This window comes from Geodermatophilus sp. SYSU D00079 (assembly GCF_054050635.1).
Genome location: NZ_JBJGZS010000001.1, coordinates 383,072 through 404,967 on the forward strand (window position 1 = coordinate 383,072; position 21,896 = coordinate 404,967).

24 protein-coding genes are annotated in these 21,896 nt (G+C 76.7%); 19 read left to right on the forward strand and 5 right to left on the reverse strand.

The features are described from left to right. Positions 1-16 precede the first annotated feature (16 nt). Genes ACI79E_RS01950 through cobA form a run of 11 tightly spaced genes read left to right on the forward strand, consistent with a single transcriptional unit; the run spans position 17 to position 10,438 of the window. The gene (locus ACI79E_RS01950; protein ID WP_456930861.1) at positions 17-2,029 is read left to right on the forward strand and encodes a putative cobaltochelatase; all 2,013 of its coding nucleotides are present in this window, start codon (positions 17-19) and stop codon (positions 2,027-2,029) included. After that, the gene (gene cobO, locus ACI79E_RS01955; RefSeq protein WP_456930862.1) at positions 2,029-2,643 is read left to right on the forward strand and encodes a cob(I)yrinic acid a,c-diamide adenosyltransferase; all 615 of its coding nucleotides are present in this window, start codon (positions 2,029-2,031) and stop codon (positions 2,641-2,643) included. Before ACI79E_RS01950 ends, cobO begins: the two co-directional genes overlap by 1 nt. Beyond that, positions 2,640-4,028, forward strand: a complete 1,389-nt coding sequence (locus ACI79E_RS01960; RefSeq protein ID WP_456930863.1) for a cobyrinate a,c-diamide synthase — start codon at positions 2,640-2,642, stop codon at positions 4,026-4,028. The genes cobO and ACI79E_RS01960 overlap by 4 nt, the downstream gene beginning before the upstream one ends. Continuing rightward, entirely contained in the window at positions 4,015-4,707 is a 693-nt protein-coding gene (locus tag ACI79E_RS01965; RefSeq protein WP_456930864.1) for an energy-coupling factor ABC transporter permease, read from the forward strand. The genes ACI79E_RS01960 and ACI79E_RS01965 overlap by 14 nt, the downstream gene beginning before the upstream one ends. Then, positions 4,704-5,105 (forward strand): energy-coupling factor ABC transporter substrate-binding protein, encoded by a 402-nt coding sequence (locus ACI79E_RS01970; protein WP_456930865.1) that lies wholly within the window; start codon positions 4,704-4,706, stop codon positions 5,103-5,105. Before ACI79E_RS01965 ends, ACI79E_RS01970 begins: the two co-directional genes overlap by 4 nt. Continuing rightward, entirely contained in the window at positions 5,102-5,836 is a 735-nt protein-coding gene (cbiQ, locus tag ACI79E_RS01975) for a cobalt ECF transporter T component CbiQ (RefSeq protein WP_456930866.1), read from the forward strand. Before ACI79E_RS01970 ends, cbiQ begins: the two co-directional genes overlap by 4 nt. Then, a complete protein-coding gene (locus tag ACI79E_RS01980) occupies positions 5,833-6,672 on the forward strand; it encodes an energy-coupling factor ABC transporter ATP-binding protein (protein WP_456930867.1) in 840 nt (279 codons plus the stop codon). Before cbiQ ends, ACI79E_RS01980 begins: the two co-directional genes overlap by 4 nt. A gap of 26 nt (positions 6,673-6,698) precedes the next feature. Further along, positions 6,699-7,013 (forward strand): cobalamin biosynthesis protein, encoded by a 315-nt coding sequence (locus ACI79E_RS01985; RefSeq protein ID WP_456930868.1) that lies wholly within the window; start codon positions 6,699-6,701, stop codon positions 7,011-7,013. Further along, positions 7,006-8,085, forward strand: coding sequence for an Rv2231c family pyridoxal phosphate-dependent protein CobC (gene cobC, locus ACI79E_RS01990; RefSeq protein WP_456930869.1), 1,080 nt, complete (start codon positions 7,006-7,008; stop codon positions 8,083-8,085). The genes ACI79E_RS01985 and cobC overlap by 8 nt, the downstream gene beginning before the upstream one ends. 44 nt (positions 8,086-8,129) lie before the next feature. After that, on the forward strand, positions 8,130-9,182 hold the full coding sequence (gene cobT, locus ACI79E_RS01995) for a nicotinate-nucleotide--dimethylbenzimidazole phosphoribosyltransferase (RefSeq protein WP_456930895.1): 1,053 nt from the start codon (positions 8,130-8,132) through the stop codon (positions 9,180-9,182). Continuing rightward, the gene (gene cobA, locus ACI79E_RS02000) at positions 9,179-10,438 is read left to right on the forward strand and encodes a uroporphyrinogen-III C-methyltransferase (protein ID WP_456930870.1); all 1,260 of its coding nucleotides are present in this window, start codon (positions 9,179-9,181) and stop codon (positions 10,436-10,438) included. Before cobT ends, cobA begins: the two co-directional genes overlap by 4 nt. Before the next feature lie 13 nt (positions 10,439-10,451). On the opposite strand, the gene arr is transcribed toward cobA, so the two are convergent. Further along, positions 10,452-10,883: an NAD(+)--rifampin ADP-ribosyltransferase gene (gene arr / locus ACI79E_RS02005; RefSeq protein WP_456930896.1), complete on the reverse strand. Its 432-nt coding sequence runs from the start codon at positions 10,881-10,883 to the stop codon at positions 10,452-10,454. A 108-nt stretch (positions 10,884-10,991) separates the two neighbouring features. Next, on the reverse strand, positions 10,992-11,609 hold the full coding sequence (locus ACI79E_RS02010; protein WP_456930871.1) for a hypothetical protein: 618 nt from the start codon (positions 11,607-11,609) through the stop codon (positions 10,992-10,994). A 76-nt stretch (positions 11,610-11,685) separates the two neighbouring features. Between ACI79E_RS02010 and ACI79E_RS02015 the strand changes: the two genes are divergently transcribed. Genes ACI79E_RS02015 through ACI79E_RS02025 form a run of 3 tightly spaced genes read left to right on the forward strand, consistent with a single transcriptional unit; the run spans position 11,686 to position 13,729 of the window. Continuing rightward, entirely contained in the window at positions 11,686-12,615 is a 930-nt protein-coding gene (locus tag ACI79E_RS02015) for an ABC transporter ATP-binding protein (RefSeq protein ID WP_456930872.1), read from the forward strand. After that, the gene (locus ACI79E_RS02020) at positions 12,612-13,466 is read left to right on the forward strand and encodes an ABC transporter permease (protein WP_456930873.1); all 855 of its coding nucleotides are present in this window, start codon (positions 12,612-12,614) and stop codon (positions 13,464-13,466) included. Before ACI79E_RS02015 ends, ACI79E_RS02020 begins: the two co-directional genes overlap by 4 nt. Beyond that, positions 13,463-13,729 carry a helix-turn-helix transcriptional regulator gene (locus ACI79E_RS02025; protein ID WP_456930874.1) on the forward strand — a complete coding sequence of 89 codons (267 nt, stop codon included), beginning with the start codon at positions 13,463-13,465 and terminating at the stop codon, positions 13,727-13,729. The genes ACI79E_RS02020 and ACI79E_RS02025 overlap by 4 nt, the downstream gene beginning before the upstream one ends. 181 nt (positions 13,730-13,910) lie before the next feature. Here the strand turns inward: ACI79E_RS02025 and ygiD are convergent, their stop codons facing one another. Continuing rightward, positions 13,911-14,762 (reverse strand): 4,5-DOPA-extradiol-dioxygenase, encoded by an 852-nt coding sequence (ygiD, locus tag ACI79E_RS02030; RefSeq protein WP_456930875.1) that lies wholly within the window; start codon positions 14,760-14,762, stop codon positions 13,911-13,913. A gap of 120 nt (positions 14,763-14,882) precedes the next feature. Next, on the reverse strand, positions 14,883-15,353 hold the full coding sequence (gene soxR / locus ACI79E_RS02035) for a redox-sensitive transcriptional activator SoxR (protein ID WP_456930876.1): 471 nt from the start codon (positions 15,351-15,353) through the stop codon (positions 14,883-14,885). 72 nt (positions 15,354-15,425) lie between these two features. Here soxR and ACI79E_RS02040 point away from each other — a divergent pair, with 72 nt between their 5' ends. From ACI79E_RS02040 to hflX, 3 genes are all read left to right on the forward strand, one after another. Further along, positions 15,426-16,136: an SDR family NAD(P)-dependent oxidoreductase gene (locus tag ACI79E_RS02040; protein WP_456930877.1), complete on the forward strand. Its 711-nt coding sequence runs from the start codon at positions 15,426-15,428 to the stop codon at positions 16,134-16,136. After that, positions 16,133-17,152 carry an S-adenosylmethionine:tRNA ribosyltransferase-isomerase gene (locus tag ACI79E_RS02045; RefSeq protein WP_456930878.1) on the forward strand — a complete coding sequence of 340 codons (1,020 nt, stop codon included), beginning with the start codon at positions 16,133-16,135 and terminating at the stop codon, positions 17,150-17,152. The genes ACI79E_RS02040 and ACI79E_RS02045 overlap by 4 nt, the downstream gene beginning before the upstream one ends. 131 nt (positions 17,153-17,283) lie before the next feature. Further along, positions 17,284-18,423, forward strand: coding sequence for a GTPase HflX (hflX, locus tag ACI79E_RS02050; protein ID WP_456930879.1), 1,140 nt, complete (start codon positions 17,284-17,286; stop codon positions 18,421-18,423). 3 nt (positions 18,424-18,426) lie between these two features. On the opposite strand, the gene ACI79E_RS02055 is transcribed toward hflX, so the two are convergent. Further along, positions 18,427-19,134 carry a (2Fe-2S)-binding protein gene (locus tag ACI79E_RS02055; protein WP_456930880.1) on the reverse strand — a complete coding sequence of 236 codons (708 nt, stop codon included), beginning with the start codon at positions 19,132-19,134 and terminating at the stop codon, positions 18,427-18,429. Positions 19,135-19,253: 119 nt separating this feature from the next. On the opposite strand from ACI79E_RS02055, the gene acs reads away from it, so the two are divergent. Continuing rightward, a complete protein-coding gene (acs, locus tag ACI79E_RS02060; RefSeq protein ID WP_456930881.1) occupies positions 19,254-21,206 on the forward strand; it encodes an acetate--CoA ligase in 1,953 nt (650 codons plus the stop codon). A 184-nt stretch (positions 21,207-21,390) separates the two neighbouring features. Beyond that, positions 21,391-21,894 (forward strand): phage holin family protein, encoded by a 504-nt coding sequence (locus ACI79E_RS02065; protein ID WP_456930882.1) that lies wholly within the window; start codon positions 21,391-21,393, stop codon positions 21,892-21,894. Positions 21,895-21,896: the final 2 nt, after the last annotated feature.

Genomic DNA, 21,896 nt, shown 5'->3' on the forward strand with positions numbered 1-21,896 from the left:
TGCGCGGTCGACCCGCATGACCTACCCCTTCGGCGCTGTCGTCGGCATGGCCGACATGCGGCTGGCCCTCCTGCTCAACGCCGTCTCCCCGGCGGTCGGGGGTGTGCTGGTCCGGGGTGAGAAGGGGACGGCGAAGTCGACGGCGGTCCGCGCGCTGGCCGCCGTCCTGCCCCCGGTGGACGTCGTCGCCGGCTGCCGGTTCGCCTGCGACCCCGCCGCCCCGGACCCGGCGTGTCCCGACGGCCCGCACGGCACCGCCGCTCCGGCGCAGACGCGCCCGGCCCGGCTGGTCGAGCTGCCGGTCGGGGCCTCGGAGGACCGCGTCGTCGGCTCCCTGGACCTCGAGCGGGCGCTCACCGAGGGCGTGAAGGCCTTCGAGCCCGGGCTGCTGGCCGCCGCGCACCGCGGCGTGCTCTACGTCGACGAGGTCAACCTGCTGCACGACCACCTGGTCGACCTGCTGCTGGACGCCGCGGCGATGGGCACCGCCTACGTCGAGCGGGAGGGCGTCTCGGTGCGGCACGCCTCCCGGTTCCTGCTGGTGGGCACGATGAACCCCGAGGAGGGCGAGCTGCGCCCGCAGCTGCTCGACCGGTTCGGCCTCACCGTGGAGGTCGCCGCGCCCCGCGACCCGGAGGAGCGCGCCGAGGTGGTGCGCCGCCGGTTCGCCTTCGACGCCGACCCCGCCGGGTTCACCGCGCGGTGGGCCGCCGAGGAGTCCGCCCTGGCGGCCCGGATCGCCGCCGCCCGCGCCCGCCTGCCGCACGTCGTCCTCTCCGACGACGCCTTGCGCCAGGTGACCGCCGTCTGCGCGGCCTTCGACGTCGACGGCCTGCGCGCCGACCTGGTGACCGCGCGCGCCGCGATCGCCCACGCCGCCTGGTGCGGCCGGGACGAGGTCACCGAGGACGACGTCCGGGTCGCCGCCCGCCTCGCCCTCCCCCACCGCCGGCGGCGCAACCCCTTCGACGCCCCGGGGCTGGACGAGCAGACGCTGGACCAGGCGCTCGAGGACGCCCGCCCCGAGCCCGAGGACGACGGCCCCGACGACGACGGCCCCGGCGGCGACGGCAGCCCCGATGACGGCCGAAGTGGCCACGAAGGCCCCTCCGACAGCGGCCACAGTGGCCACGAAGGCCGCTCGGACGACCCATCCGAGGGGCCGGACGGGAGGTCGGCCTCCGGCGGGGCGGCGCCGGAGCGGGCCGCCGTCGCGCCCGGCGACCCCTTCCGCACCCGCCGCCTGGAGGTGCCCGGCATCGGCGCGGGAGCGGCCGGCCGGCGGTCCCGGGCGCGCGCCGAGGGCGGCCGGGTGGTCGGCTCGACCCGCCCGCCCGGCACGGTCACCCGGCTGCACCTGCCCGCCACCGTGCTCGCCGCGGCGCCGCACCAGGTCGCCCGCGGCCGCACGGGGCCCCGGCTGCACCTCGAGCGCGGCGACCTCCGCCAGGCCACCCTCGAGGGCCGCGAGGGCAACCTCGTCCTCTTCTGCGTCGACGCCAGCGGCTCCATGGGTTCCCGCTCGCGGATGGCCGCGGTCAAGGGCGCCGTCCTGTCGCTGCTGCTGGACGCCTACCAGCGGCGGGACAAGGTCGGCCTGGTCACCTTCCGCGGCTCCGGCGCCGAGCTGGCCCTGCCGCCCACCTGGTCGGTCGATGCGGCCGCCGCGCGGCTGCGGGAGCTGCCCACCGGCGGGCGCACCCCGCTGGCGGCCGGCCTGCTGCGGGCACACGAGACGCTCCGGGTGGAGCGGGTGCGCGACCCGCAGCGGCGTCCGCTGCTCGTCGTCGTCACCGACGGCCGGGCCACCGGGGCGCGCGGCGGCGCGCACGTCGCCGACGCGCACGCCGCCGCCGGGTTGCTGGCCGCGGCCGGGACGGCGGCGGTCGTCGTCGACTGCGAGTCCGGGCCGGTGCGGCTGGGCCTGGCCGGGACGCTGGGCACGCACCTGGGCGCGACGACGCTGCGGCTCGAGGAGCTCGCCGCCGAGTCGCTGGCCGCCACGGTGCGGACGGCGAGGGCCGCCTGATGCCGCAGGGACGGGTCGCGGTCACCCCGGACGACGGACTGACCACCCGCCAGCGGCGCACCCGCCCGCTGCTGGTGGTCCACACCGGGGAGATGAAGGGCAAGTCCACGGCCGCGTTCGGCATGGCGATGCGGGCGTGGAACCAGGGCTGGCCGGTCGCGGTGTACCAGTTCGTCAAGAGCGCGAAGTGGCGGGTGGGCGAGGAGAACGCGCTCACCGCGCTGGGCCGGCTGCACGAGCAGACCGGCGAGGGCGGCCCGGTGGTCTGGCACAAGATGGGCGCGGGCTGGAGCTGGTCGCGCCGGCAGGGCACCGAGGTCGACCACGCCGCGGACGCCGCCGAGGGCTGGGCGCAGGTCAAGCGGGACCTCGCCGCCGAGGCGCACCGCTTCTACGTGCTGGACGAGTTCACCTACCCGATGACGTGGGGCTGGGTGGACGTCGACGACGTGGTGGCGACGCTGCGCGACCGCCCCGGCACCCAGCACGTGGTGGTCACCGGCCGGAACGCCCCGCCGGCGCTGGTCGAGGCCGCCGACCTGGTCGTGGAGATGACCAAGGTCAAGCACCCGATGGACGCCGGCCAGAAGGGCCAGCGGGGGATCGAGTGGTGACCGGCGGGGTCCCGCGCGTCGTCGTCGCCGCGCCGGCCAGCAACACCGGCAAGACGTCGGTCGCCACCGGCCTGGCCGCCGCCCTCACCGCCCGCGGCCTGGCGGTCTCGCCGCACAAGGTCGGCCCCGACTACATCGACCCCGGCTACCACGCGCTGGCCGCCGGCCGCCCCGGCCGCAACCTGGACCCGGTGCTCGTCGGCGAGGAGCGGGTGGTGCCGCTGTTCCTGCACGGGGCGCGCGCCGCCGACGTCGCGGTGGTCGAGGGGGTCATGGGGCTGTTCGACGGCGCCACGCACCCCTCGGTCGAGCCGGGGTTCGCCTCCACCGCGCACGTCGCCCGGCTGCTGCGGGCACCTGTCGTGCTCGTCGTCGACGCCTCGGCGCAGGCGCAGTCCGTGGCCGCGCTGGTGCACGGTTTCGCCACGTTCGACCCGACGGTGCGGCTGGGCGGCGTGGTGCTCAACCGGGTCGGCAGCGACCGGCACGAGGAGATCCTGCGCGACGCGCTGGGCGCCTCGGGGGTGCCCGTGCTGGGGGCGATCCGCCGGCTGGACGCCCTGGCGACGCCGTCCCGGCACCTCGGGCTGGTGCCGGCGGCCGAGCGCTCGGCGGAGGCCCTCGCCACGGTCCGCGCCCTCGGCGAGGCGGTCGCCGCGGCCGTCGACCTGGACGCCGTGCTGTGCCTGGCGCGGTCGGCCCCGGCGCTGGACGCCGACCCGTGGGACCCGGCCGCGGAGGTGACCCCCGTGCCGGGCCGGCCCCGGATCGCCGTGGCCGGCGGCGCGGCCTTCACCTTCGGGTACGCGGAGAACGCCGAGCTCCTCGCCGCCGCCGGCGCCGAGGTGGTGACCGTCGACCCGCTGCGCGACGAGCACCTGCCCGCGGGCACCACCGGGCTGGTCGTCGGGGGCGGCTTCCCCGAGGTGCACGCCGCGGACCTGTCGGCCAACAGCGCGCTGCGGGCCGACGTCGCGGCGCTGGCCGCCCGCGGCGGGGCGGTCGCCGCCGAGTGCGCCGGGCTGCTGTACCTGGCCCGCAGCCTCGAGGGGCTGCCGATGTGCGGCGTCCTGGACGCCGACGCGGCGATGTCCCCGGGGCTGACCCTGGGCTACCGCGCCGCCGTGGCGCTCACCGACTCCGTGCTCGCCCCGGCGGGCACGCGGGTGCGCGGCCACGAGTTCCACCGCACCGTCGCGACCCCGGCCGCGGGCGCGACACCGGCCTGGCGGTGGGCGGGTGCCGGCCCGGAGGGGTTCGTCTCCGGTGGCGTGCACGCGAGCTACCTGCACCTGAACTGGGCCGGGTCCCCGGCCGTGGCCGAGCGCTTCGTGGCCGCCTGCGCGGCGGCCGTCCGGGAGGGGGCGGGGCATGCACATCGCTGAGGGGTTCCTGCCACCGGCGCACGCCATCGGCTGGACCGTCGCCGCCGCCCCGTTCGTGGTGCACGGCGCGCGGGCGGTGGCCAGGGAGGTGCGCGAGAACCCGGAGTCCACGCTGCTGCTCGGCGCCGCGGGGGCGTTCACCTTCGTGCTCAGCGCGATCAAGCTGCCGTCGGTCACCGGCAGCTCCAGCCACCCGACCGGCACGGGGCTCGGCGCGATCCTGTTCCGGCCACCCGTGATGGCCCTGCTGGGCACCGTCGTCCTGCTGTTCCAGGCCCTGCTGCTGGCCCACGGCGGGCTCACCACGCTGGGCGCCAACGCCTTCTCGATGGCGGTGGTCGGGCCGTGGGTGGGCTACGGCGCCTACCGGCTGACCCGCCGGCTGGGCGGTGGCCTCCTGGGCGGGGTCTTCGCCGGCATGGCGGTCGCCGACCTCGCCACCTACGTCACGACGTCGCTGCAGCTGGCGCTGGCCTTCCCCGACGCGCAGAGCGGCCTGGCCGGCGCCGCGGCGAAGTTCCTCGGCGTCTTCGCCGTCACCCAGGTGCCGCTGGCGCTGGCCGAGGGGCTGGTCGGGGTGCTGCTGTTCCGGGTGCTCACGGTCAACGCCCGCCCGGAGCTGGAACGGCTGGGCGTCCTCCCCCGCCCGGCGACCGCGCTCGAGGAGGGCCCGCGGTGAACCGCCGCCACCTGGGCACCGCCCTGCTGGTCCTGGGCGTCGTCGTGCTCGTCGCCGTGCCGCTGCTCCTGCACGCCGGCAGCTCGGAGTTCGGCGGCACGGACGGCCGGGCCACCGAGCTGATCGAGGAGTCCGGCTACACGCCGTGGTTCGCACCGGTCTTCTCCGCCGGCTCCACCGAGGTCGAGTCCGGGCTGTTCGCCCTGCAGGCGGCCGCGGGGGCGGGGGTGCTCGGCTACGTGCTCGGGCGCCTGCGCAACCGGCGGGCCCTGCGCGAGGCGCTCGCGGCGGCCCGGACGGCGACCGCGGCCGGGACGGCGACCGCGACCCGCACGGACGCCCCGGCGCAGGGGGACGCCGCGGCCCGCCCCGACACCCCGGAGACGCCGCGCCCGTGAGCTCGCTGGCGATCGACGACGCCGCCTGGGCCAGCGCCTGGCGCCGGCGGGCACCCGGCGACAAGCTGCTGCTGTCGCTCGGGCTGGTGGTCTGCGCGCTGGCCCTGCCGGCGTGGCCCGGCAGCCTCCTCGTCGGCCTGACCGCCGTCGCCCTCGCCCTCGGCCCCGCCCGGGTGCCGGCCCGCACCTTCGGCCGCGTGGTGCGCTGGCCGCTGGGTTTCGTCGCCGTCGGCGCGCTGACCTCGGTGGTCTCCGTCGGCGACGGCGGGCTGGGCTGGGCACCCGACGCCGCGGCCCGGGCCGGCGCGCTGGCCGGGCACGCCCTGGCCGGCGGCGCCGCGGTGCTCCTGCTGGCCACGACCACGCCGGTGTCGGACCTGCTCCCCGCCCTGCGCCGGCTGCGGGTGCCGGCCGCCGTCGTGGAGGTCGCCGCGGTCACCTACCGGCTGCTGTTCGTGCTGCTGACCAGCCTGGCGGCCGTCCGCGAGGCGCAGACCGCCCGGATGGGCCACTCCTCGGTGCGCCGTTCCTACCGCTCCTCGGGGGTCCTCGCGGCCGCCGTCCTCACCCGGTCCTGGGACCGCGCCCGCCGGCTGCAGGAGGGCCTGGCCGGCCGCGGGATGGAGACCGGCCTGCGGGTGCTGCCCGAGGCGCTGCCGTCGTCCCGGCCGTTCCTCGCCGCGACCGCCGCCGGCCTGGCGGCGCTGGTCACCGTGGGGCTGCTCGCATGAGCCACCGCACGCTGACCGCCGCGGGGCTGGTCGCCGGCTACGAGCGGGGCCGGCGGGTGCTCGACGGCGCCGGGCTCACCGTCCCCGCCGGACGGCGCCTGGCGCTGCTGGGCGCCAACGGGTCGGGCAAGACCACGCTGCTGCGCTGCCTGTCCGGCGCCCTCGAGCCCACCGCCGGCACGGTCGCGCTGGACGGGGAGCGGCTGCGGCACACCCGGCGCGGGCTGCGGGCGCACCGGCAGGAGGTGCAGCTGGTCCTGCAGGACCCCGACGACCAGCTGTTCAGCGCCTCCGTCGCCCAGGACGTCTCCTTCGGCCCGCTCAACCTGGGCCTGCCCGAGGACGCCGTCCGGACCCGCGTCGCCGAGGCCCTCGAGCTGCTCGGCGTCGCCGGTCTGGCCGGGCGCCCCACCCACCAGCTGTCCTACGGCGAGCGCAAGCGGGTGGCGATCGCCGGCGCGGTGGCGATGCGGCCCTGCGTGCTGCTGCTCGACGAGCCGACCGCGGGGCTGGACCCGTCGGCGGTCGCCGAGGCGCTGCGCGCGCTGGAGCGGCTGCGGGCCGCCGGCTCCACCGTGGTCATGAGCACCCACGACGTCGACCTCGCCCTGCGCTGGGCCGACGAGGTGGCCGTCGTCGTCGACCGCACCGTGGTGCAGGGCCCGCCCGCCCGCCTGCTCGCCGACGACGCGCTGCTCGCCCGCGCCCGGCTGGACCGCCCGTGGGCGCTGGCCGTCGGCGCCCGGCTGCGCACGCTGGGCCTGCTGCCCGACGGCGCCCTCCCGCGGGACGCCGACGAGCTGCTGGCCGCGCTCCCCGAGGGGGTGGCCCCGTGATCGTGGGCATCGGAGCACGTCCCGGCGTGAGCGCGGCGGAGGTCCTCGCCGCGGTGGACGCCGTCCTGCCGGCCGCGGCCGACGACGTCCGCCTGGCCACGCTCGACGTCCGGGCCGCCGAGCCCGGGCTGCGGACCGCCGCGGCCGCACGCGGCTGGCCGCTCACCGGGCACCCGGCGGCCGCGCTGGCCGCCGTCGGCGTCCCCGCCCCGTCCGCGCGGGTCGCTGCTGCCGTGGGGACGCCGTCGGTCGCCGAGGCGGCGGCCCTGCTCGGCGGCGGTCCCCTGCTCGTGGGCCGGACGGTCGTCGGCCGGGTGACCGTGGCGGTGGCCCGTGGATGAGCCCGACCTGGACCACCACGGCGACGCCGAGCTCGCCCCGGGCCTGACCGACCTCGCCGTCAACGTGCGCGCGGGCACCCCGCCGCCGTGGCTGCGCGCCGTCCTGCTGGCCGCCCTCGACGACGCCGCCGCCTACCCCGACGCCGGCCCGGCCCGTGCCGCGGTCGCCGCCGCGCACCGCCGGCCCCCCGGGGAGGTGCTGCTCACCGCCGGTGCCGCGGAGGCGTTCACGCTGGTCGCGCGGGCGCTGCGGCCGCGGCGGGCGGTCGTCGTCCACCCGTCGTTCACCGAGCCGGAGGCCGCGCTGCGGGCGGCCGGCCACCCCGTCGAGCGGCTGCTGCTGCCCGCTCCCGAGTACCGCCTCGACCCCGCCACCGTGCCGCGGGACGCCGACCTGGTCGTGCTCGGCAACCCGACCAACCCCACCTCGGTGCTGCACCCGCGCGAGGACGTCGCCGCGCTGGCGCGGCCGGGCCGGGTGCTGGTGGTGGACGAGGCGTTCGCCGACACCGTGCCCGGGGAGCCGGCGTCGCTGGCCGGCCTCCGCGACCTGCCGGGGGTGCTCGTGGTGCGCAGCCTGACCAAGACGTGGGGGCTGGCCGGGCTGCGGGTCGGCTACGCGCTGGGCCCGCCGGACCTGGTGGCCGCGCTCGCCGCGCACCAGCCGCCGTGGCCGGTGTCCGCCCCCGCCCTGGCCGCGCTCGCCGCCTGCACCACGGCTGCCGCCCGCGCCGAGGCCACCGCGGTGGCCCACCACCTGATCGACCACCGCGAGGTGCTGGTGCAGGCCCTGCCGCCCGGGGTCGAGGTGCTCGGCACGCCGCGCTCGTCGTTCGTGCTGCTGCGGGTGCCCGGCGGGGAGGCGGTGCGGTCGGAGCTGCGGCGACGGGGCTGGGCGGTGCGCCGCGGCGACACCTTCCCGGGCCTGACCGCCGACCACCTGCGGGTGGCCGTCCGCGACCCGGCGACCTCGCGTGCGTTCACCGCCGACCTCGCTGCGATCCTGGAGGGGATCCCTCCCGCGCCACCGACGCCGCGGGGCCAGCCCCGCCAGCCCGAGGAGATCCGCTGAGCACCGACCCGACCCCGTTCGCCGGCACCCTGCTGGGCGACACGATCGCCGCGGTCGCACCCCGCGACGCCGCGGCCGAGCGCGCCGCCCGGGACCGGCTGGACCGGATGACCAAGCCGCCGGGCTCGCTCGGCGTCCTGGAGGACGTCGCCGCCCAGCTGGCCGGCACCGCGGGCGCCTGCCCCCCGCCGCTGCCGGTGCCCGCCGCCGTCGCGGTGTTCGCCGCCGACCACGGGGTGCACGCCCAGGGGGTCACGCCGTGGCCGCAGGAGGTCACCGCGCAGATGGTGGCCAACCTCGCCCGCGGGGGCGCGGTGGTCAACGCGTTCGCCGCGCAGCTGGGGGCCGACGTCGTCGTGGTGGACGTCGGGGTGGCCACCTCCTACGCCGTCGAGCCCACCCCCGCGCTGCTGCGCCGGAAGGTCCGCACCGGCACCGCCGACCTCGCCACCGGCCCGGCGATGACCGTCGACGAGGCGCGACGGGCGGTGGAGGTCGGCATCGGGGTGGCGACCGGGCTCGCCGCCGACCACGGCAGCCTCGTCACCGGCGACATGGGGATCACCAACACGACCGCGTCGGCGGCGCTGGTCTGCGCGTTCACCGGCGCGGGCCCGGCCGAGGCGACCGGCCGCGGCACCGGCGTCGACGACCGGACGCTGGCCCGCAAGGTCGAGGTGGTGACCCGGGCCGTCGCCCGCGTCCCCGAGCGGCCCACCACGCCGGAGACGGCGCTGGCCGCCCTCGCCGAGCTCGGCGGGCTGGAACACGCCGCGCTCGCCGGCTTCGTCCTCGGGGCCGCGGCGGCGCGCGTGCCGGTGCTGCTGGACGGCGTCATCGCCGGGTCCGCCGCGCTCGTCGCCGCCGCGCTGTGCCCGACCGCCCTGGACCACGCGCTGGCCGGGCACACCTCCGCCGAGCCCGGGCACGGCCTCGCGCTGCGCGCCCTGGGCCTGCGCCCCCTGCTCGGCCTGGACCTGCGCCTCGGCGAGGGCACCGGCGCGCTGCTGGCCCTGCCACTGGTCGCCAGCGCGGCCCGGGCGCTGCACGACGTCGCCACCTTCGACTCCGCCGGCGTCACCGGGAAGGACGCGTGAACGCCACCCCGGTCGACCCCGCCAGCGGGGTCGTCTACCCGGTCGGGCTGCGGCTGCTGGACCGGCGGGTGGTCGTCGTCGGCGGGGGCCAGGTCGCCCACCGCCGTGTCGCCGGGCTGCTGGAGGCCCGGGCACTGGTCACCGTCGTCAGCCCGGAGGTCACCCCCGCCCTGGAGGCCCTGGTCGGGCCCGGGGCGGTGACCTGGGTGCGCCGCCGGTACGAGCCCGGCGACCTCGAGGGCGCCTGGTACGCCGTCGCCGCCACCGACGACCCCGCGGTCAACGCGGCGGTCGCCGAGGAGGCCGAGCGGTCCCGGCTGTTCTGCGCACGCGCCGACGACCGCGCCGCCTCCAGCGTCTGGACCCCCGCCGTCGGCCGGCAGGGCGACCTCGTCGTCGGCGTCCACGGGGGCGGCGACCCGCAGCGCGCCGTCGGCGTCCGCGACGCGGTGGTCGCCGGGCTCACCGACGGCAGCATCCGCGACCGCGCCGCCCGCGCGACGCCGGAGGGCCGCCCGGGCACCGTCGTCCTGGTCGGCGGCGGCCCCGGCGACCCGGGGCTGATCACCGTCCGCGGCCAGCAGGCGGTCTCGCAGGCGGACGTCGTCGTCGCCGACCACCTGGCGCCGCAGTCGCTGCTGGCCTCGCTCCCGCCGGACGTCGAGGTCATCGACGCCTCCAAGCTGCCCCGCGGCCGCTACATGGCCCAGGAGCAGATCAACGCGCTGCTGGTGGAGCACGCGCGGGCCGGGAGGCGGGTGGTGCGGCTCAAGGGCGGCGACCCGTTCGTCTTCGGCCGCGGGATGGAGGAGCTGGCGGCGTGCGCGGCCGCCGGCGTGCCGGTCGAGGTGGTGCCGGGGGTGACCTCGGCGATCGGGGTCCCGGCGCTGGCCGGCATCCCGGTCACCCACCGCGGGCTCACCCACGAGTTCGTCGTCGTCTCCGGGCACGTGCCCCCGGGTCACCCGTCGTCGCTGACCGACTGGACGGCGCTGGCCCGGCTGCAGGGCACCCTGGTCGTGCTCATGGGCGTCGACACGGCCCCGGCGATCGCCGCGGCCCTCGTCGAGCACGGCCGCGCCCCGGACACCCCGGTGGCCGTCGTCGCCGACGGGTCGACCCCGACCCAGCGGACGGTGCGCACCACCCTGGCCGGGCTGGCCCGCACGCTGGCCGACGAGGGCATCCGCCCGCCCGCGGTCTGGGTGGTCGGCGAGGTCGTGACGCTGGCCGCCGAGCTCGGCCCGCAGCGCTGACGCGGGCCTGCGCCTAGTCCTCGATGACGTCCAGCCCCTGCTCCCGCAGCCGGGCCAGGGAGTCGAGCATGCCCTCCAGGACCTCGGGGGCGTGCCCCTGCCAGTCGTCCACCTCGCCGACGACGCGCAGCGGGTGGCGGGTGCGGTAGGACCGGGTGGGGTTGCCGGGGAACCGCTTGTCGGTCACGTTCGGGTCGTCCTCGAAGGGGCCCAGGGGCTCCACGACGTAGACGTGTCCCCGCTCGCCGCTCCCGGCCAGCGCGGTCGCGAGCTCCGCACCCCAGGCGGCGGTCTCCACGAGCGCGGTGAAGTAGACGTGGTTCGACACCCGGCCCGCCTGGAAGTTGGAGCCGTGGCCGGGCACCAGCTCGTCGCCGACCCCGAGCGCGGACCTCGTCCCGTGGTAGAAGGGCCCGTCGACGTGGTCGCAGTGCTCGTAGGTCACGGGGACGTGGTCGCCGCCGTCGACACCCACCGCTGCCCCTCTCCCCCCGGACACCCGGGACGCGTCGTCGGCCGGCCTCGCCGCCGGACGGGCTCGGCCCGTCCCCCGTCACCGTAGGGGCCCGGTGACCTCCCCGCGGGAACGCGGTGGGCCGACGACGCGGTCGCGCAGCAGCCGGACCGCCGCGGCGGGCTCGTCGGTGTAGAAGGCCACGCGGGCCACCGGGGCGGCCTGGCCCGCGACGTGCACGGGCGGGTCGAAGCGCAGCTCGACGTCCGTGTCGCCCATGACCGAGACCGCCAGCCGGTCGCCGTCGCGGACCACGGTGCGCCGGTGCCCGGTCTCGACGGCGCGCCGCACCGCGACGAGCGCGGCGAGCGGCACCGACACCCGCTGGAGGTGACCGGAGCGCAGCACCAGCTCCCCGTCGCGGACCACGTGCGGGTGCTGGCGCAGCGACAGCGCGAAGCCGACCATCCAGACGAGCGCGTACACCGACACGGCCAGCAGCACCCAGCGCGCGGTCTCCCACGGCAGCAGCACGTGGACGACGACCGTCTCCAGCCCGCCGAGCACGCACAGCACGCCGACGACGAGGCCGAAGCGCCCCGCGTACGGCAGGGCGACCTCCCCCGCCGCGACGGCCCGCCGGGAGCGGAGGGCCCACCAGTACGCCCGGGCGATCCCCGCCTCCGACCGCAGCACCGACCGCAGCACACCCGTCATGCCCTCATGAAAGCAGTTGTACTGCCGATGTAGCACTCCTACTATCACCGCACCGACGACGTCCTGAGGAGCGGCGATGATCCCGGACCTCCCCGACCACCCGGTCGTCCGCGTCCGCGGCCTGCGGATGGCCTACGGCAGCCACGAGGTGCTCACCGGCGTGGACTTCGACGTCCACCCCGGGGAGGTGGTCTGCCTGCTGGGTCCCAACGGCGCGGGCAAGACGACCACCATCGAGGTGCTCGAGGGCTTCCGGCTGCCGTCGGCCGGGCAGGTGGAGGTCCTCGGCGCCGACCCCGCGCGGGCCGACGACGAGTGGCGCGCCCGCGTCGGCGTCGTCCTCCAGTCCTGGCGCGACCACGCCCGCTGGACGCCGCGCCGGCTGCTGACCCAGCTGGGCGGTCACTACCGGCCGTACTCGACGGCCGACCGGCCCCGCCCGTACGACGTGGACTGGCTGCTGGACACCGTCGGCCTCACCGACGACGCCGACCGCAAGATCGGCACGCTGTCGGGTGGCCGGCGCCGCCGGCTGGACGTCGCCGTGGGCATCATCGGCCGCCCCGAGCTGCTCTTCCTCGACGAGCCCACCGCCGGGTTCGACCCGCAGGCCCGGCGCGACTTCCACGACCTGGTGCACCGGCTGTCGGACCTGGAGGGCACGAGCATCCTGCTCACCACCCACGACCTCGCCGAGGCCGAGCGGCTGGCCGACCGCATCCTCATCCTCGCCGACGGGCACATCGTCGCCGACGGCAGCGCGGCCGAGCTCACCCGCCAGGTGGCGGGCTCCTCGGAGGTCCGCTGGGCGTGCGGCGGCGAGCGGTTCGTGCACGCCACCGAGGACGTCGTCCCGTTCGTCCGCCGGCTGTTCGAGCAGCACGGGGACGAGCTCACCGACCTCGAGGTGCACCACGCCAGCCTCGAGGACACCTACCTGGCCATGGTGCAGCGGTTCGAGTCCACCGGACCGACCGCGCCGACCCTCGTGGAGGCGACCCGGTGAACGCCACCCGGCACGCGATCGGCCTCGGCCTGCGCCGCGGCTGGACGGAGTTCCTGCTGAGCCTGCGCAGCCCGCAGGACCAGCTGTTCTACCTGGTCATGGGCGGCGGCACGCTGCTCTACCTCTGGTTCAACCGGGACGGCGAACTGGAGGGCACCGGAATCTCGGTGGTGGCCTACAGCCTGCCCGGCATCCTCGCCGGCCTGCTGGCCTTCGGCGTGGTCATCGGCCCGGCGTTCGCCCTGGCGATGGAGCGGGAGGACGGCACGCTGCTGCGGCACAAGGCGCTGCCGCACGGCATGCCGAGCTACGTCACCGGGCAGGTGCTCTACCACTCCCTCGGGCTGCTGCCGATGCTGCTGGTGATCCTCGTACCGAGCGCCCTGCTCTTCGACGGCGTGCTGGACATCGGCGTCCCCGGCTGGCTCACCGTCGCGTGGGTCCTGGCGCTGGGCCTGCTCGCCACCCTGCCCCTCGGCATGATCCTCGGCGCGGTCGTGCCGAACACGCAGAAGGTCAGCAGCTGGGGGATGCTGCCGATCATCGTGCTCACCGCCATCTCCGGGATCTTCTTCCCCGTCCAGGTGCTGTGGGGCTGGGTGCAGGTGGTGGCCCAGGTCTTCCCCACCTACTGGATCGGCCTGGGCATGCGGTCGGCCTTCCTCCCCGACGCCGCGGCCGCGGTCGAGGTCGGCGACTCCTGGCGCAGCGGGCTCACCGCGCTGGTGCTGGCCGCCTGGGCGGTGTTCGGCCTGCTGGTCACCCCGCGGGTGCTGCGCCGGATGGCCCGCCGGCAGTCCGGGTCCCAGGTCGCGGCGGCCCGCGACGCGGCGGCGCAGTGGGTGCGGTGAGCGGCGAGCGGCCCGGGGACGCCGTCTACAACCGGATCGCCCTGCTGCGCGCCGAGCAGGGGGTCACCCGGCGGGAGCTCGCCGACGCCCTCGGCGTCCACTACCAGACCGTCGGCTACCTGGAGCGCGGCGAGTACAACCCGAGCCTGCACCTGGCCCTGCGCATCGCCGAGTTCTTCGGCCTGCCGGTGGAGGTGGTCTTCTCCACCCGGCCCTTCCCGCGGATCAGCGACGTCCCCCACCCCTCCTCCGAGGCCGGCTGATCGGCCCGTCCAGAGGCTCGCCGCGAGCGTGCGAGCGGTGAGGACCGCGGGTCACCCTCCACGGCCCCGTCCAGAGGCTCGCCGCGAGCGTGCGAGCGGTGCGGACCGCGGGTCGCCCTCCCTGGCCCCGTCCAGAGGCTCGCCGCGAGCGTGCGAGCGGTGAGGGGGACGGGGTCCTTGATCAGATGTTGGCGCCGTCCGCGGGGGGTTCGTCGGGCAGTGGTGCGGCGAAGCCCGAGCCGTCGACCGACGGCGGGGTCATGCCGACGGTGTAGGCGGTCATCGACAGCGAGCCGTACGCGTAGCCGTCGACCAGCACGTCGGCGGTGGTGCCGGTCGCGCCGGCCACCCCGGCGACGTAGAGCAGCGGCAGGAAGTGGTCCGGCGTCGGGACGGCGAGGTCGAAGTCGCGGTGCCCGTCGAGCTTGGCCACCTCGGTGGGCTCGAGCTGCATGAGCTCGCGGGCCTCCTCGTCGAACCGGCGCGCCCAGTCGAACCCGGCGTCGGGCAGCGCGCGGCTGACCCCGCCGAGGTTGTGGACGACGTTGCCGCTGCCGATCACCAGCACGCCGTCCTCCCGCAGCGGGGCCAGGGACGCCCCCAGCTGCAGGTGGTAGTCGAACGGCTTGAGCGCGTTGATCGACAGCTGCACGACGGGGATGTCGGCGTCGGGGAAGGCGTGCCGCAGCACCGACCAGGTGCCGTGGTCGATGCCCCAGCTGTCCAGGTCGGCGCCGACCCACGTGGGGTGCACGACGTCGGCGATCTCCTCGTGCAGCTCGGGCAGGCCCGGCGGCTCGTAGCTGACGTCGAACAGCTCGCGCGGGAAGCCGAAGAAGTCGTGGATCGTGCGCGGCCGGGGCATCGCGGTCACGGCGGTGGCGTGCACGTACCAGTGGGCCGAGACGACCAGGATGGCCCGGGGCCGGGGCACCGACTGCCCGAACGCCCGCCACGCCTGGGTGTAGCGGTTCTCCTCGAGGGCGTTCATCGGGTTGCCGTGCCCGATGAACGCGGCAGGCATGACCGGCATGGGGTCGCTCCCCTCGTCGACGGCGATCAGCCGATCATCTCCCCCACCCGCGCCGGAAGCGAGGCGGTGCGGGGTCACACCCGGCGTCGGCCGTGTGGCCGCCCCGCGTCCGTCCGGTGGTCATCCCGCGTTGGACACCGGCGGCACCCGCCGCAGCGCCGGGGACAGCCACCGCGCCCCCGGCCCCTCCCCGCCCGCGACGTCACCGGGGTTGGACAGGGCGCACCGGGTCAGCGACAGGCAGCCGCAGCCGATGCACGACGACAGCCCGTCCCGCAGCTGGACCAGCGCGGCGATCTGCTCGTCCAGCCGCTCCCGCCAGCCCTGCGACAGCCGTGCCCAGTCCCGGGCCGACGGCGTCCGCCCGTCGGGCAGGGTGGCCAGCGCGGCCCGGATCTCCGGCAGCGTCAGCCCCACGTTCTGCGCCGCCCGGATGAACGCCAGCCGGCGCAGCACGCTGCGCGGGAAGCGCCGGGCACCGCCGGCGGTCCGGGACGCCGCGACCAGCCCCTGCGCCTCGTAGTACCGCAGCGCCGACGCGGCCACCCCCGACCGTTGCGCGACCTGGCCGATGGTCAGATCCTCCGCCACCGCCGCCTCCTCCCTGACGAGTCTGCTCCGAGCCCTTGACCTCAAGTCAACTTGAACTCCCACGGTAGCTCCATGAGCACACCGACCGCACTCGTCACCGGAGCGTCCCGCGGCCTCGGCGCCGCCCTCACCGAGGCCCTGAACCGGCGCGGCTGGCGGCTGGTCGTCGACGCCCGCGACCCGCGCCGCCTCGCCACCACCGTCGCCGCACTCCCCCGGCCCGACCTTGTCACGGCGATCGCCGGCGACGTGACCGACCCCGGCCACCGGGCCGCGCTCGCCGCCGCCGTCCCCGGCCGGCTGGACCTGCTGGTCAACAACGCCAGCGACCTCGGCCCGACCCCGCTGCCCCGCCTGGCCGACCTGCCGCCGGCGGCCCTCGAGCGGGTGCTGGCGGTCAACACCGTCGCCCCGCTGGCCCTGCTGCAGGCGGTGCTGCCCGCGCTGGAGCGGGCCGGCGGGCGGGTGCTCGACATCAGCAGCGACGCCGCCGTCGAGGCCTACGAGGGCTGGGGCGGGTACGGCGCCAGCAAGGCCGCACTGGACCAGCTGACCGCCGTGCTCGCCGTCGAGCACCCCGGCCTGCGCCTGTACGCCGTCGACCCCGGCGACATGGCCACCGACATGCACCGCGCCGCCGACCCGGACGCCACGGGCCTGCCCGACCCGGGGTCCGTCGTCCCGGCGTTGCTGGCACTCGTCGACGGCGACCTGCCCAGCGGCCGCTACCGGGCCGCCGAGCTCGCCGCCGACGCGCCGGTCCACCTGGAGGCGAACCGGTGAGCGCCGTGGCGATGGGCCGGGAGGCGACCGCCCCGCCCGAGCAGCGGGGCGTGGCGCGGGACGGTGTCCGGCTGATGGTGGTCCGCCCCGACGGCCTGCGCGACGCCGTCTTCCGGGACCTGCCCGAGCACCTGGAGCCCGGCGACCTGCTCGTGGTCAACACCTCGCGCACGCTGCCCGCCCGCCTCGACGCCCGGCGCTCCGACGGCACCAGCACCCCCGTGCACGTCTCGACGGCGCTGGACGACGGCGACTGGGTGGTCGAGGTGCGCCGTCCGGACAACGACGGCCCCGACCGCGGCGTGGAGCCCGGCACCGTGCTGGACCTGCCCGGCGGCGTCCGGCTGCGGCTGCTCGCGGGCTTCCCCGACCCGGCGCGACCCTCGCGGCTGTGGCGGGCCCGCCCCGATCCGCTGGTGCCCGTGGTGGACCACCTGCGCCGGCACGGGCAGCCGATCCGCTACGGCCACCTCACCGCCGCGCCGTCCCTGGCCGACGTGCAGAACGTCTACGCCACCGAGCCGGGCAGCGCGGAGAACGCCAGCGCGGGGCGGCCGTTCACCGAGCGGCTGCTCGTGCGGCTGATGGCCCGCGGGGTCGTCGTCGCCCCGGTGGTGCTGCACGCCGGCGTCTCCAGCCCCGAGCTGCACGAGCCCCCGGCACCCGAGCTGTTCCGGGTGCCGGAGGCCACCGCCCGGCTGGTGGAGAGCACCCGGCGGGCCGGGCAGCGGGTGGTCGCCGTCGGCACCACGGTCACCCGCGCGCTGGAGTCCGCGACCGGGGAGGACGGCGTCACCCGGCCGGCCGCCGGCTGGACCGACCTGGTCCTCGGCCCCGACCGACCGGCGCGGGCGGTCGGCGGCCTGGTGACCGGCCTGCACGCGCCCGACGCCAGTCACCTGCTGCTGCTGGAGGCGGTGGCCGGCCGGGACCTGGTCGACCGTGCCTACGCCCGTGCGGTCCCCGGCGGCTACCTGTGGCACGAGTACGGCGACACGATGCTGTTCCTGCCCTGAGGCCGGGTGGCGCGGGGGCGCTCCGGCGACGAGGCTGGAGGAGCCGGAGCGCCCCGCGGGGCCGGGCCAGGACGGCCCTCCTCCTCCGGCTCCGACCCGGGCCGGGCGGCCCGGGGCCCCGGGAGGCGGACATGCCAGGGACCTGGCTGCTCGGCGCGCAGGCGCCGGCCCACGACGGCGCGGAGGACTTCCGCGCAGTCCTCCTCGGCCTGCGGACCGGCGGGGACGGCGCGGGTGACCCGCTCGACGAGCTGGAGCGACTGGCCGAGACCGACGGGGTGGCCGTCGTCAGCCGGGTGGTCCAGGCCCGCGACAAGCCCGACCCGGCGACCTACCTGGGAGCCGGCAAGGTCGGCGAGCTCGCCGACCTCGTACGGGAGCAGCGGGCCGCCCTCGTGATCGCCGACGGCGACCTGTCCCCCGCGCAGGTCCGCAACCTCGAGGAGCGGCTGGGCGCGCGGGTGGTCGACCGGACGGCGCTGATCCTGGACATCTTCGCCCAGCACGCGCGCAGCAGTGAGGGCAAGGCGCAGGTCGAGCTGGCCCAGCTGGCCTACCAGCTGCCCCGGCTCACCGGGCACGGCACCGAGCTCTCCCGGATCGGCGGCGGCCGGACGGCCGGCGGCGCGGGCACCGGCGTCCGCGGGCCCGGCGAGATGCGGCTGGAGAGCCAGCGACGGCACCTGCGGCGCCGGATCACCCTGCTGCGCCGGCAGGTGCAGGAGACCGCCCGCCGTCGCGAACGGACGCGGCTGCGGCGCCGCCGGAACCGGGTGCCCGCGGTGGCGCTGACCGGCTACACCAACGCAGGGAAGTCCGCGCTGATGAACCGGCTCGCCGGGGCCGACGTCCCGGTCCAGGACGCGCTGTTCGCCACCCTCGACCCCACCGTCCGCCGGACCCGCACCCCCGGCGGCCGCGAGTACACCCTCACCGACACCGTCGGCTTCGTGCGCCACCTGCCGCACCAGCTGGTCGACGCCTTCCGCTCCACGCTGGAGGAGATCACCGAGGCCGACCTGGTGCTGCACGTCGTCGACGCCTCCGCACCCGACGCGATGGCCCAGGTGACGACGGTCCGTGGCGTGCTCTACGAGATCGGCGCCCGCGACAAGCCCGAGCTGCTGGCGCTGAACAAGGTCGACATCGCCCCGCCCGAGTGGCTGGCGGCGCTGCGGACGGCCTATCCGGAGGCGCTCCCGGTGTCGGCCCTGACCGGGGAGGGCACCGAGGACCTCCGGCGGGCGGTGGAGGAGCGGCTGGGCCGGTAGCCCTCAGCGCATGCGGGCGGCGGTGTCGGCCAGCAGCACCTCGCGGTGCGCCGCCGGCCGCCGCGGGCAGGAGGTGCACAGCGGCTGCCCGGGCAGCCGGTAGAGCAGGCAGCACGACACCCGCCGCACGAAGCGCACCCCCGCGACGTCGACGGTGCCCGGCACCGGCAGCGGCGGCCCCACGGCCGCGGCCAGCGCCACGGCCGACGCGGTGGCCCGCGGGACGTCGCCCAGCGCGCGGCCCAGCGCCAGCAGCCGGCCGGCCAGCGAGTCGGTGGCGATCGCCCACAGCGGGCGCGGCCGCATCCCGCCCGCCTCGGCCACCGCGGCCACCACCTCGGCCAGCGAGGCGCGCAGCTCGCCGGCGAGGTCGGCGCCCCCGGCCCCGGCGGTCGCGGCCACCAGCACCCCGCCGGACAGCTCGGCGAGGGTGGTGTCGGCCAGCCGCGCCGACAGCGGCCGCCCGGTCAGCAGGCCGGCCAGCGACGGGGTCACCAGCACCGACGACGCCGAGTACCACCAGACCGTCGCGAGCACCCGCCGGTCCGCGCTGCCGTACCGCTGCGCCAGCTGCTCCAGGCGGGCCGCCGTCCAGTCCGGGTCGGCCAGCCGGACGGCGGGCACGCGGCGCGCCGACGGCGGCGGGAGCAGGCCCAGCGCGGCCGCCCCGGGCACCCGGGCGGCCACCTCCACCTGCGCGTCGGCGGTCACCAGGGCAGTCTCGCCTGAGCACGTCATCCGGGGCAGACGCAGCGCCCTGGGCGCCATACGGTGTGGCGGGGAGCACGTTCCGTCGTCCCCGGACGACGGCCGAGACCGGGAGGAGCCGCATGAGCGAGACGACCGAGGTGGAGGGCCGCCGGTTCCCGGCGCCGGAGGCGCTGGCCGGGCAGGCCAACGTGGGTCCCGACGTCTACGAGGAGGCGTCGCGAGACCGGCTGGCGTTCTGGGCGACGCAGGCCGAGCGCCTGACCTGGACGCAGAAGTGGGACGAGGTCCTCGACTGGACCAACCCGCCCTTCGCGAAGTGGTTCGTCGGCGGCAGGCTCAACGTCGCCTACAACTGCGTCGACCGGCACGTGGAGGCCGGTCACGGTGAGCAGGTCGCCTACCACTGGGAGGGCGAGCCCGGCGACACCCGCACCATCACCTACGCGCAGCTGAAGGACGAGGTCTGCAAGGCGGCCAACGCCCTCGTCGAGCTCGGCGTCCAGGCCGGCGACCGGGTGGCCATCTACATGCCGATGATCCCCGAGACGGTGATCGCGATGCTGGCCTGCGCCCGCATCGGCGCGGTCCACATGGTGGTCTTCGGCGGGTTCTCCGCCGACGCGCTGGCCAGCCGGCTCGACGACTCCGGCGCCGTCCTCGTCATCACCTCCGACGGCGGCTACCGCCGCGGCGCGCCCAGCGCCCTCAAGCCCGCCGTCGACGACGCGGTCGGCCGGGGCGGCGCGGTGCGCAACGTGCTGGTCGTCAGGCGGACCGAGCAGGACGTCGAGTGGACCGAGGGCCGCGACCTGTGGTGGCACGACGTGGTCGAGCGGCAGTCGGCCGAGCACACCCCGGAGTCCTTCGACGCCGAGCACCCGCTCTACATCATGTACACGTCGGGGACGACGGCGAAGCCCAAGGGGATCCTGCACACCAGCGGCGGCTACCTGACCCAGGTCGCCTACACCCACTGGGCCACCTTCGACCTCAAGCCTGACACCGACGTCTACTGGACCGCCGCCGACGTCGGCTGGGTCACCGGCCACAGCTACATCGTCTACGGGCCGCTGGCCAACCGGGCCACGAGCGTCATGTACGAGGGAACGCCGGAGACCCCGCACCGCGGGCGCTGGTTCGAGCTGATCCAGAAGTACGGCGTCACGATCCTGTACACCGCGCCCACCGTGATCCGCACCTTCATGAAGTGGGGCGAGGACATCCCCGCCGGCTTCGACCTGACCAGCCTGCGGGTGCTGGGCTCGGTCGGGGAGCCGATCAACCCCGAGGCGTGGCTCTGGTACCACCAGAACATCGGCGGCGGCCGCTGCCCGATCATGGACACCTGGTGGCAGACCGAGACCGGCGCGCACATGATCACCCCGCTGCCCGGCGTCACGAACCTCAAACCCGGCTCGGCGCAGACCCCCTTCCCCGGCATCTCGGCGAAGGTCGTCGACGACGAGGGCAACGAACTCGGCGACGACACCACCGGGCTGCTGGTGCTCACCGAGCCGTGGCCGTCGATGCTGCGCACCATCTGGGGCGACGACGACCGCTACGTCGACACCTACTGGTCCCGCTTCGGCAAGGAGGTCTACTTCGCCGGGGACGGCGCCAAGAAGGACGCCGACGGCGACATCTGGCTGCTCGGCCGGGTGGACGACGTCATGAACGTCTCCGGGCACCGCATCTCCACCACCGAGGTCGAGTCCTCGCTGGTCGCGCACCCGGCGGTGGCCGAGGCGGCGGTCGTCGGCGCCAGCGACCCGACGACGGGGCAGGGCATCGTCGCCTTCGTCATCCTGCGCGGCAGCGCCGAGGACTCCGGTGACGACCTCGTCCAGACGCTGCGCACCCACGTGGCCAAGGACATCGGCCCCATCGCCAAGCCCCGCCAGATCATGGTCGTGCAGGAGCTGCCCAAGACCCGCTCCGGCAAGATCATGCGCCGGCTGCTGCGCGACGTCGCCGAGAACCGGGAGCTCGGGGACGTCACCACGCTCACCGACTCGTCGGTGATGAACCTGATCAAGGACAAGCTGCCCGCCAGCTCCGGCTCCGAGGACTGAGGAAGGCAGCACCGGGAGCTCCGCCCACGTCCGGCGCGCCGGGACGTGGGTGGAGGTCCCGGGACCGTCCTGGCGACCCGGTCGGGGGACGCGGGGACGCGCGCCACGCGATCATGGGGCACGATTCCCCCAGCCCCGCGCGCACGCGGGGACGTCCGAACCCCCAGTCCAGGAGGTGCCCCCCGTGGCCCACAGCGCACAGTCGACCCCGTACCAGGGCCGGCCCGCCGGCGCGGAGGAGCCCTCGGTCGGCGCGCTCGTGCAGAGCGCCATGGCCGACGTCTCGACGCTGATCCGCAGCGAGATCGAGCTGGCCAAGGCCGAGGTCGGGAGGTCCGCGAAGAAGGCCGGGATCGGCGTCGGCGCGTTCGGCGCCGCAGGCGTCCTGCTCGCCTTCTCGGGGATCTTCATCTTCGTCGCGATCGCCGAGTTCCTGACCTGGCTCGGCCTGGAGCGGTGGATCTCCTACCTGATCGTCTGGGCCTTCATCGTGCTGCTGGCCGGCATCGCCGCGCTGGTCGGGCGCAGCTCGCTGAAGAAGATCGAGAAGCCCGAGCGGACGCTGGAGACCCTCCGCGAGCTGCCGGAGGTCGTCCACCGCGAGGCCCCGGGCGAGCGTCGCCGCGAGGTGCCGACCGTGAGCAACGGCCGGGTACAGCTGCGCGGCAGCGACCAGTACTCCGTCTGAAC